Annotated in this window: 9 protein-coding genes; all 9 read right to left on the minus strand. The window is 45.6% G+C overall.

The window, feature by feature from the left end; all coding sequences use genetic code 11:
• Entirely contained in the window at positions 1 to 450 is a 450-nt protein-coding gene (locus AAKU61_RS05820) for an ExbD/TolR family protein (protein ID WP_354330421.1), read from the minus strand.
• A complete protein-coding gene (locus AAKU61_RS05825; RefSeq protein ID WP_354330423.1) occupies positions 450 to 1,055 on the minus strand; it encodes a MotA/TolQ/ExbB proton channel family protein in 606 nt (201 codons plus the stop codon). Before AAKU61_RS05825 ends, AAKU61_RS05820 begins: the two co-directional genes overlap by 1 nt.
• A gap of 197 nt (positions 1,056 to 1,252) precedes the next feature.
• Positions 1,253 to 1,663, minus strand: a complete 411-nt coding sequence (locus tag AAKU61_RS05830) for a GtrA family protein (RefSeq protein ID WP_354330425.1) — start codon at positions 1,661 to 1,663, stop codon at positions 1,253 to 1,255.
• Positions 1,660 to 2,946, minus strand: a complete 1,287-nt coding sequence (locus AAKU61_RS05835; RefSeq protein ID WP_354330427.1) for an NAD(P)/FAD-dependent oxidoreductase — start codon at positions 2,944 to 2,946, stop codon at positions 1,660 to 1,662. The genes AAKU61_RS05830 and AAKU61_RS05835 overlap by 4 nt, the downstream gene beginning before the upstream one ends.
• A gap of 1 nt (position 2,947) precedes the next feature.
• Positions 2,948 to 3,901 carry an NAD-dependent epimerase/dehydratase family protein gene (locus tag AAKU61_RS05840; protein WP_354330429.1) on the minus strand — a complete coding sequence of 318 codons (954 nt, stop codon included), beginning with the start codon at positions 3,899 to 3,901 and terminating at the stop codon, positions 2,948 to 2,950.
• A 149-nt stretch (positions 3,902 to 4,050) separates the two neighbouring features.
• Positions 4,051 to 6,408: a hypothetical protein gene (locus tag AAKU61_RS05845; RefSeq protein ID WP_354330431.1), complete on the minus strand. Its 2,358-nt coding sequence runs from the start codon at positions 6,406 to 6,408 to the stop codon at positions 4,051 to 4,053.
• 51 nt (positions 6,409 to 6,459) lie between these two features.
• Positions 6,460 to 7,215: an SDR family NAD(P)-dependent oxidoreductase gene (locus AAKU61_RS05850; protein ID WP_354330433.1), complete on the minus strand. Its 756-nt coding sequence runs from the start codon at positions 7,213 to 7,215 to the stop codon at positions 6,460 to 6,462.
• Between the two features lie 2 nt (positions 7,216 to 7,217).
• On the minus strand, positions 7,218 to 8,522 hold the full coding sequence (locus tag AAKU61_RS05855) for an FAD-binding oxidoreductase (protein ID WP_354330435.1): 1,305 nt from the start codon (positions 8,520 to 8,522) through the stop codon (positions 7,218 to 7,220).
• Positions 8,510 to 9,943 carry a UbiA family prenyltransferase gene (locus AAKU61_RS05860; RefSeq protein WP_354330437.1) on the minus strand — a complete coding sequence of 478 codons (1,434 nt, stop codon included), beginning with the start codon at positions 9,941 to 9,943 and terminating at the stop codon, positions 8,510 to 8,512. The genes AAKU61_RS05855 and AAKU61_RS05860 overlap by 13 nt, the downstream gene beginning before the upstream one ends.
• Positions 9,944 to 10,182 lie beyond the last annotated feature (239 nt).

Consider the following 10,182-nt stretch of genomic DNA (forward strand, 5'->3'; position numbering starts at 1 on the left):
TTATTTGGACTTAGCAGACGCCTGCGCGGCAAAAGTAACTTTCGCTAAACCAGCGATCCTGGCAGCCTCTAATACGTCCACCACTGATTGATGGGTAGTAGCCCGGTCAGCATTGATGATGATTACTGGATCAACTTTGGTACCGGTTTTACCTACATCCATCGCCGTGACTACTTGTTTTAAATCTTCTGCCAATGTCGCCGTATCCAAAAACGAGACTGGCTGATTATTGATTTTGTAGCGACCTTGGGCATCAATCCCGATATCGATCTGATTCGGCTTGTCTTGCGCTTTTTCTGCATCTGCCGTCGGCAAGGTGATTTGCAATTCTGTAAAACGGCTATATGTCGTCGTGACCATCAAAAAAATCAAAATCACCAGCAACACGTCGATGAAAGGGATCAAATTGATTTCGGGGTCTTCTCGCCCCTGACCTTTGCGGAAATTCATTATTTTCTCGCGCTGTGTACGGTATCGACAAATTTCACCGCCTGCTGCTCCATATCGACCACCAAGCTATCCACCAGTGCGCGGAAATGCCGATAAAAAATCAAGGCGGGCATCGCAATCATCAGGCCAAAACCGGTGTTGTACAAAGCTACCGAAATACCATGCGCTAATTGGGCTGGATTGGCGCCGGAGGCATTTTGTGAGCCAAAAATCTCGATCATCCCGACGACTGTACCGAACAAGCCCATCAACGGCGCCAGCGATGCAATGGTGCCCAGCGTCGTCAAAAAACGCTCCAATTCATGCGCTACGCCACGACCAGCTTCTTCAATGGACTCTTTCATGACTTCACGGGGCGCATTGACGTTACGCAAACCGGCGGCCAGGACCTTGCCCAAAGGAGAATTATTAGCCAACTGATCAATCACCTCCTGCTTGATTTTGCCAGCGTGATACACGCGGATCACCTCATCCAGCAAGGTGCGCGGCAAAATACGCTGACGGCGCAGGGACAAAGTACGTTCGATAATTAATGCCAGCGCGATAATCGACGCGACTAACAAAAGGTAAATAGGCCAGCCAGCCGCTTGAATAATGGCAAACAAAAGTGACTCCTTAGTCCGGAATTTGTAATGTGTGAAGGGAAAGCATCTAACCCCGCAATGTAGCGCGTTGTCTGCTTACGAGCAAGTATCGCTGCATGATCATTCGAATTTAATTTCTACATCTACAACAATGTTACTCAAGGCAACTTAGGAAATTCTCCCGTTTCAAATTGCCTATCAAGCATTCTCACTTGTCTCTACCTAAACGACCAACGCTTATGTCCGATATAACTGGTAAATACAGGAATAATTACTCCTACGGCATGAGCAATCTCTTTGGTATAGCTTGCTACTCCGACCCAAGGCAAAAAGTGATATGCCAAAAATATACTTATGAACCAAGTTTGCATTATAGCGACGAGATTAACCAATAAAAAAAATAAAGCGGAACTATAGATTGACCGCTGACTTTCCCTAAACACAAACAATTTAGCCAACACAAAAGCAGTTAACATACCCGTAATGTAAGCGAGAATCACCGCAGCAGAGAATCCCATCCATAGGTTGAAAAAAATACGAGAACCGAAATTGATAGCGGCAGAAGTACCGCCAGTTAGCAAAAAAATCAGAAACTGACGAGACGTGAATTGCCGCAGGTGGAACTTCACGCGATGACATTTCTAGCTAATTTCCGACCAAAGTCAATACTCTCGGAAATACCTCGATCTTCAGGGTAGTAGTAGGATGTATCTGCTACCCACAAGCCCTTGACCGGCAAAGCGACGGGCGGCAATTTATCAAGGTAACCTGGATCGCAAATCGGTTGAGCATAACGATAACGGCTAGCACGAATATCGATAAAATCATCATCACTCAAAGCAAGATTAATCTTCTTCAGGTAGCGCCGCACTTTATCCAGAAACATTTGGTCAGGCTCACTGAATTTCGGATGCTCACCTGGCATATAGAAAGGTACGTACACGATATGATGCTCCAGTGGGCGCAGATTAGAGTACTCCACCAATCCGGGGATATCCATATCAGGATCGTTGATATTCAGCCAGAAATTTTCTGTCAAGGCTTTACGTAGCTTAACAATTACGCAGACTACGGCAATATTATTCTTCGCTTTGAATTGTGCCAATATCTCATGCGGCAAATCCGGCATAATACGGGATACGTAAGGTAAAGGAATCGTACTAATGACTTTATCGAAAGCTAATATATTGCCAGCCACTTCAACGCCACGAATTACTCCATCTTGCATCACGACTTTACTTACTGGAGATTGCAATCGTATTTCGCCACCACGCGCCATAATATCTGACCGCATGGCCTGCAACAATGTATCCGAACCGCCTTCGAGATAGCCAAGCCTTTCTTTGAAAAGACTGTAGCGTGAGCGTCCAATACGACGAATGCGACTCCAAATCCATGCCGCAGAGAGATTACTGGTGTAATCATAAAATTTATAATCGAACAGACGACGCCACAATACCTCATAAGCTTCCGCGCCGACCCAGCGTTTGATCCAACCGATAGCTTCTACGTGGTCTAAAGACTTCCAATCATTGCGCTTGGTCGATAAAAAAGCATGTAAACCATAGCGAAACTTCGCTACAAAACTCAAACCGCGAAACTTGAGCAAGGCAATCGGGTTACCCCAAGCCTGCAGTTCCCCCCTGTACCAATATCCCATCTTGGTCGCGACCCAATGCATTTTATCGCGCAACCCCAACTCATCCAGCATGGCCAAAAAGGCGTGATCCGAGATACAGTGAAAGTGGTAATAACGCTCAATCGATAAACCGGAAAAATCGAAAGGTGCGGCCATTCCGCCCACTCTGTCGTCGGCCTCAAAAACGATGGGATGATGTCCATCCCGCGCTAATTGATAGGCGACTGCCAGCCCCATTGGCCCGGCACCTAAGACGGCAATGCGTTGCTCCATATTAAAACTCCAGAATGACTTTGCCGTAGGCAGGGTGGTTGAAAGTTTCATCGATCGCCCTGGCAAACGGCGTGCAAGACACACCGAAAATTCTTGGCCAATCGATCACTTCAAACGCATCTCTCGCGCACAAGGCAGCAAGTTGTTGCGTGGTGAAAGGAGGGGTTTTATCAAACAAACCCCAGGCCCATAGCAAAGCATAAAACAGGCGATACGGTATTTTGATAATCAAGGCGGATGCGCCGGTGGCACGCTTGATCTGGCGAATAATATCGATGTAATCGACTTCCTCATGACCTGAAATATTATAGATGCCATTGAGCGCCGGATTCTCTATACAACTGATGATCACATTGCAGAAATCGCCGACATACAAGGGTTGGCGCATGTAGCGTCCATGTCCCGGCACGGGGAACAAAGGCACCTTATTCATAAAGCGCGACAACCAGCCAAGATGCTTGCGATCAAACCAACCGAACATCAGGGTCGGGCGCAGGATAGGACATACAATTCCACTTTCCAGTACCATGCGTTCCTGAATCTTCTTGGTATTGGTATAGAAATCGTCCGCGATAGATTCCACCACTGAAGAACTGATCGCGATCAATCGCGGCACCTGATGCGCCTCGACGGCATCCAGAATCAATTGGGACGCATCTACATTATTGCGTACAAATTCCTGGTAATCATTGCCGCCAATTTGCGCTTGCAACATCACTACAACATCAGCGCCGATAAAGTGGCGCTGCCAGACGCCCGGTTCGGCAAGATCAGCATATTCAGCGGCTACGTCCGGTTGAACCTGCATCAGGATCTCCAGATTTGCGCGATGTTTATCAAGCACAACGATGTTACTGTAACCATTGGCTTTAAGGCGTGCCAACAGGTTTTGACCAACTAGACCCGCACCACCTGCAAGGATAATTTTTGACAATATCGTATTTTTCTTATCCATACTTCTTATTCTTTCACTATCTTTACGAATGATTTTTTCTTCATCCAAGACAAATCATCATATTCTCTGCTCAAAATCTTAAATCCAAGCAATAGGAAATCTTAATTACTAAAGCGAGATGCGCCGAATATCTCCAGCCGCCTCCTTTACTAGCCATTCATTATTTTTACGGGAATTCTGAATTGCCTACACATTTTCATTTTTCCATCTTGTTTGATTGCAAGACCCAAATCATATCTTCCGTTGAGTTTGGCAATATCCGCATCGATGATATATCCAGCATCCGACAATTTTGGATTCCTGAAATAATTGCCTAAATCAGGGCGCGGATTGACTTGCGCTCTGATGTACAACGGAATTCCTTTCATGTCGGTCAACACAATATAGACGTCTTCTGCAAGAATGCCTTTTTCCACTGAAAGTGCAATCCATCCATTCACCGTCAGTTTTTTCGATGCAGAGAAATTTTCTGGTGCAGGAGCGACTCCATTGACTTCATCGATAGATCCTTGGCATATCTCAGCCGTGTTAACTTCCGGACGCTGAAATACATCCATACGCTCCAACTTTGTCGTATCGGCAAAAGCCGCCCTCCTCGCCGAACTGAAGCGGATAGTCAATTCGTTTTTCCAAAGCACGGCGGCAAACTTGGGCTCGATTCTGAAAGACTTCACCTGCTTTGCGTCCAGAAGACTATTGAAATCGTAAAGCTTCACATATTCGTCTATGTTTTCAACCAATGGTGACAACACGAATCCCGTCTTGGTCATTCCTGACACGATCCTGAATTCCTTTTTTTCACCATTTTTCAATTCCACAAACAATTGCAGTTGACTGGCCTTAAAAAGTAAATTTGCCAGACTCCCTAACAAGCTCGGTTCAATCTCGATTTCGGCAAAGATCGTTTGATCCGTTTCTGGCACCGTAATGTTTTGTCCGAGTTTAAATTGACCACTACTGATTTGAGTCAGTTGTGAGGCGCTAATTGGCAAATCGTTTTTTTTTAGAAATAAGAAATCACCCTGTATTTTTGTTGGATGATATTTCGTCATTAATATTGGCCAACTGGCACCGTCTTCTATTGATGGGAATCTGTTATCGATGGGTTCTATACTAAAGATAATATTATCCGGGGCCTGACTACCGAGAAGGTGTTGACGATTCATCTCAATCAACGCTGGAGTGTAGGCAGAGTAACTTTGTAGCACTGGCCTGGTAGACCAGTTGTTTCCAGAAGCGATCAAATACGATTGATTGAAGGAATAAATATCTGTGGTTCCTTTTAAAACCGGGAAATTCGCCTTCGCCCTTAACAACGTCAATGCATCGTCATAATCAGATTGCAGCCAACCTTTATCTTTGATGCGGTGACGGATGCCTTGCCAGGCCGACGACGTAGCGGCATCGATGGTTCTTTTCATTCCTTCGGTTGATGTTTTGAAATAACTACTATCGATATAAGCCCAAGACAATATCACCAGAGCTAGTACAGGAAGTGATCTGGGTCTGTGCTGTACCAATGCGAGCAAGGCATAACTAATCAAGAGAGAGGTGCCTGAAATAACGGAGTGACCATCGTGCCGAATAAAACCTGCCTTAAATGAAATAAACAGGAATAAAGAAAACACCAGAACTAAGAAAATTTTTTCGTCCGGCTTGCGTTCCTTTTCACTCACAATAAGCCACACCAATCCGGTTGCCGCGAATAAAAACAAAATAATTTCCGCTATATTTCCACTCGATGCCATCGCTTCGGTATAGCCGGAAACGATAGGAATCATGTTGATCAGATAAACAGGCAAATCAAATATGTGCTGCCCCGAAATAAGCCAAAAAAAGAGCATCGACAGAATCGGTCCGAGCACAACAACAACAGCCAGTTGATAGGCTTTTCTGAGGACAAACGCTGCGCAGCATAATACGGAAACTGCAGCACACAATATTAGGATGCTCCCCTTAACCAGAGGCAGTAATCCGAGCGGAGAAAACAATAAAGCTAACAAAAATGATGGGTAAAGATTTTTGGTGGGTAATTCTTTTTCTGAAAAAAATACTTTAAAACAAACCATACTAATCACCATGGGAATACAAAGTAAAAAAGAGTCCCTGATGTACATAAGCAAACCCAGCATGAGATTAAAAATAAAGATTCGCTGCCACGCGACATATTTCAGTAAAAAAATCAAACAGAACCCGAGAGATAATGCCAAATAGAGACTGCCATAGAGCATCATCTGGTCTGTCGAAGGGTGATATACCTTTGTGTAAATTGCTGCGTAGGGGCCAAACGTAAACACGACCTCACGCCCAAAAGCCAATCCAATTCGGCTGGCCTCGTTCATACCAAAACGCCAGGACGGATCAAGTCCCTCTTCCGGCATGATAGGAATAAATGGAACGAATGTGACGATAACCGTTACAAGGATAAACAGGCTTAATAAAATTTTCCAAAATCTTTCGAAAATTCTCGACTGGGAAGCAATATGAGGATTGATCTGAGTGAACATCAAACTACCTAAAATATTTAAAAAAAACACCAGAATACATTTCAGGAATTTTTATATGTCCATCTTGTTAAAAATCGCATTTGGTAAATTTCGAACGATGAGCATAATCAGCGCCCATTTTCCTGGTGCATATACAACGGCTTTTCCGCTCTCGATGCCTGCGGTTACTGCTTTTGAGACATCTTCTACTCTAGCTAGTTTTCCGCCTTGCTGTCTCAAATGCGCAGTCATTGGTGTGTCCGTAGGGCCCGGTTTGATTAAAGTCACCTGGACCTTGCTTGATGCCAAACGATGTTGTAAGCCCTGCGCATATTTTTCGACCAATCCTTTGGCAGAGCCATAGACATAATTGGACTTGCGACCTCTATCACCTGCCACCGAGCCGATGATGCCAAGCTGTCCATGATTATCTGCTTGCATGCGGCTGGCAAAGGCTTCAGCGAACAGAACGGGAGAAATACCGTTAATCGTCAGTGCCTCATAGTTTGCAACAAGGTCTTGCTGACAAATTATCTGGTCGGGTAACGAACCATGCGCAATCAAGGCGATATCGATGCGCCCCCCAGATTGGATACTTTCCACAGTTTGGCTAATCAATTTGGGATCGTTAAAATTGATTGAGATGACGCGGATACGGCTCTGCGGACTACGCACCTGCAAGTCAGCCGCAACTCTTTCCATCTTTGCTATGTCCCTGCCAACCAATGTCAGGTCCACCGTAGCGTTAGCTACCCAAAAACGGGCACAATATTCTGCGATGGCGGACGTGCCTCCGACGATGACAATTTTTTTCTGCAACTCTGACATGACTACGTTCCAATCAAGCGACGAGACATCGCAGAACTGATGCCCGGGTCGCGGTAATGTAAAAAATCGGGAAGGCGTGGGTAACCTGTTTCGAATAAATCCCGAGGCATACGGGCATCCTTGGCGGGATAGATACGGCCTTTTGCTTCTCGGACAATCGCATCCAGACGGTCAAAGAGTTTAAGCGTGCGCTCGCCACGATTCGGGAAATCCAGCGCTAGTGTCACGCCGTGTTGCGGGAAGCTCAACATACCTTTGGGTTCGCGATTACCGAAGGTCTTCAGAACCGCCAGGAAGGAACCCTCGCCAGAGCGTCCGATTTCTATCAGCATGGCTTGTGTGGCATCGAAACCCACTGCGCGCGGAATGACACTTTGGTATTGAAAAAAACCTCTGGGTCCGTACATACGGTTCCACGCCAACAAATTATCGAGTGGATAAAAAAAAGATTCGTAATGCATGATGCTATTGCCTGCCTGTGCCTTTTTCAAATAATAATATGCATTATTGAACGGCCGCAGCGTAAGTCTATTCACCAAGGAAACTGGTGGCACAAAGGGCATGGTTTGTTGCCGGTCGGATGGCAGAGGTCTTTGAGCCGCGTCGACTGAATTGGCGCGCATGAATAAACCTCGACCACCAGAACCTGCCAGACAATCGATCCATGAAACGGTGTGCTCCCAGCGTGCGTCGGAGTCGTCTGATAATTGAAAAAACTGAGTCAGATCGTTGTAGGCAATAGTTTCCGTTTCCAGCCATGGGCCAAGTGACGGTGCCAATTGCAGCTCAACTTCAACGATGACACCCGTCAGACCCAGACCGCCGACGGTTGCCGCAAACCAGGCAGATAACAGGTGCGGTCCGCATTCAATGATGCTGCCATCGGTTCGTACCAGCTTTATCCAGCGGAGATGGTCGCCAAACGAGCCGGCGACGTGATGATTTTTCCCGTGCACATCGTTTGCAATTGCCCCACCTACAGTGACAATTTGCGTTCCTGGTGTGACCGGCAACCTCCAACCTCTGGGAATCATCATTCTTTGAATATCGCGCAGTAAAACCCCTGCTTCGCAATGTAAGCGTCCTGTCGTTTGGTCAAAACGGATAAAGCGGTTGAGACCTGAAGTATTCCATAACAGACCATCTGGATTCAGACAAACGTCTCCATAGCTGCGGCCCATACCAAAGGCAATGCTTGGCCTTGAACCGCGAATTTGTTCTTTGACTTGAGCGCGATCTGCAAGAGCAACGACTTCATGCTCCCAGAGACCGAGTCGTCCCCATGAAGAAACTGCTACCATGTCCATCCAATAGTACTCCCGGCGAGGACTGCCGCAAATAGCAGCCCAGCGAACAAGCTAGCCTTGTCCTTGACTGCAAAGACTAGTGGGTCATCATGCATTTCGCCACGATGGGCACTCATCCACATCCAGCTCACCCAAAATAATAATACGGGCACTGCTCCCCACACTAATTCGGGCTTCTTGTATAGCTTCAACACTACATCACTATTTAAATACAGCGCTAACACTAACACTGATGCGTAACCAGAAGTAACTCCTAAAATCTGAACCAAAGATGCATCTGATGTGTAATATCCGCGACCATGGACTTTTTGTTTGCCATTCAACAATTGCACCTGCAATTCCGCGTAACGTTTAACGTAAGCGAGCGATAAAAATAGGAATACGGAAAATGCCAACAACCAGAACGATAAAAGCATACCCACGGCGGCGGCACCCGCCACAATCCTCAATGTATACAATAGTGCCAACGTGAGGCAGTCTATTAACATTAGTCTTTTTAGCCCCCATGAATAAGCACAAGTTAGTACAAAGTAAAATAAGAGCCAAGAACAAAAAGCAGCGGACACATTTTTTGCAAAAATCAAACTGATACACAATAATATTGGCGCTAGTATGGTGCCCTTCCATGCGGGTACCAATCCGGACGCGAAAGGACGCTTGCACTTATGCGGATGCTGCCGATCACTCTCGAGATCCAACAAATCGTTGGTAATATATACACATGAAGCGCATAAACTAAAAGCAAAAAAAGCCAGTATCAATCCCCCCCAGCTTTGCAAGTTACTAAACTGATGCGCAGCAAATAGCGGAACAAATAATAATAAATTCTTTAACCATTGATGCACTCGCAGCACCTTGCGCCAAGCTGTCAACCCAAAAGTCTTTTCCGGAAATACGCACTCTACGTCAAGCTCAGATTTTACTTTTTTCAACAGGGTAGCGGGGGCATTAACCACAATGGCCTTACGTGCACTTTGCCACACCACAATATCAGCTTGCGAATTGCCTGCGTAATCAAAACCGCGACGCCCAAACCTTTGCTCTAAGCGCAAGACTTTGTCCCTTCCGGCCATATTGATGATGCCGTCACTCGCGATCACGTCATCGAAAATACCGAGATGAACTGCAATAGCTTCTGCAATCGACCGGTCAGAGGCCGTGCATAGAATGAGCTTACGGCCTGAGGCTTTTTGATCTCTTAACCATTCTAGCAAATCAAGGTTGTACGGTAACAAACTTGCATCGAAGTCCACAAGGTTTGCAAGGTGGCGCTTCAATGATGCCTTGCCTTGAGATAACCAATATGGGATACGCAACACTTGCAAAGGATTATCTCGCAAAACACACAACGCAGACTCATGAAGCATATCTGTGTGAATCAGTGTGCCATCAAGATCAACTACTAACGGACAAAATTTCAAACTACATTTCCCAAATTAAATTTAATTATTAATTAATAGTATTTGACAATAAAAATACAAATCAGCTTCCTAAAACACAACATCCTATCTGATATTGGATTATCAATAAACGTTAAGAGAGCTGAAATGCGTATTTAAAAGAAACGAGCTTCTTGCAAAATACCCAAACCAGTAAAGTCGAGCATGGGTGTGGCCACTGTTGCGATTGGTTTTCTTGTTTGAAGCGGCACATGTGACAT

The organism is Undibacterium sp. GrIS 1.2, assembly GCF_040544435.1.
Classification (GTDB): Bacteria; Pseudomonadota; Gammaproteobacteria; order Burkholderiales; family Burkholderiaceae_D; genus Undibacterium.

What these genes read in the sequence shown, in the direction of transcription:
- AAKU61_RS05820 (WP_354330421.1), bottom strand. Translation starts at nt 450, where the DNA reads ATGAATTTCCGCAAAGGTCAGGGGCGAGAAGACCCCGAAATCAATTTG.
- AAKU61_RS05835 (WP_354330427.1), bottom strand. Translation starts at nt 2,946, where the DNA reads ATGGAGCAACGCATTGCCGTCTTAGGTGCCGGGCCAATGGGGCTGGCA.
- AAKU61_RS05840 (WP_354330429.1), bottom strand. Translation starts at nt 3,901, where the DNA reads ATGGATAAGAAAAATACGATATTGTCAAAAATTATCCTTGCAGGTGGT.
- AAKU61_RS05845 (WP_354330431.1), bottom strand. Translation starts at nt 6,408, where the DNA reads ATGTTCACTCAGATCAATCCTCATATTGCTTCCCAGTCGAGAATTTTC.
- AAKU61_RS05850 (WP_354330433.1), bottom strand. Translation starts at nt 7,215, where the DNA reads ATGTCAGAGTTGCAGAAAAAAATTGTCATCGTCGGAGGCACGTCCGCC.
- AAKU61_RS05855 (WP_354330435.1), bottom strand. Translation starts at nt 8,522, where the DNA reads ATGGACATGGTAGCAGTTTCTTCATGGGGACGACTCGGTCTCTGGGAG.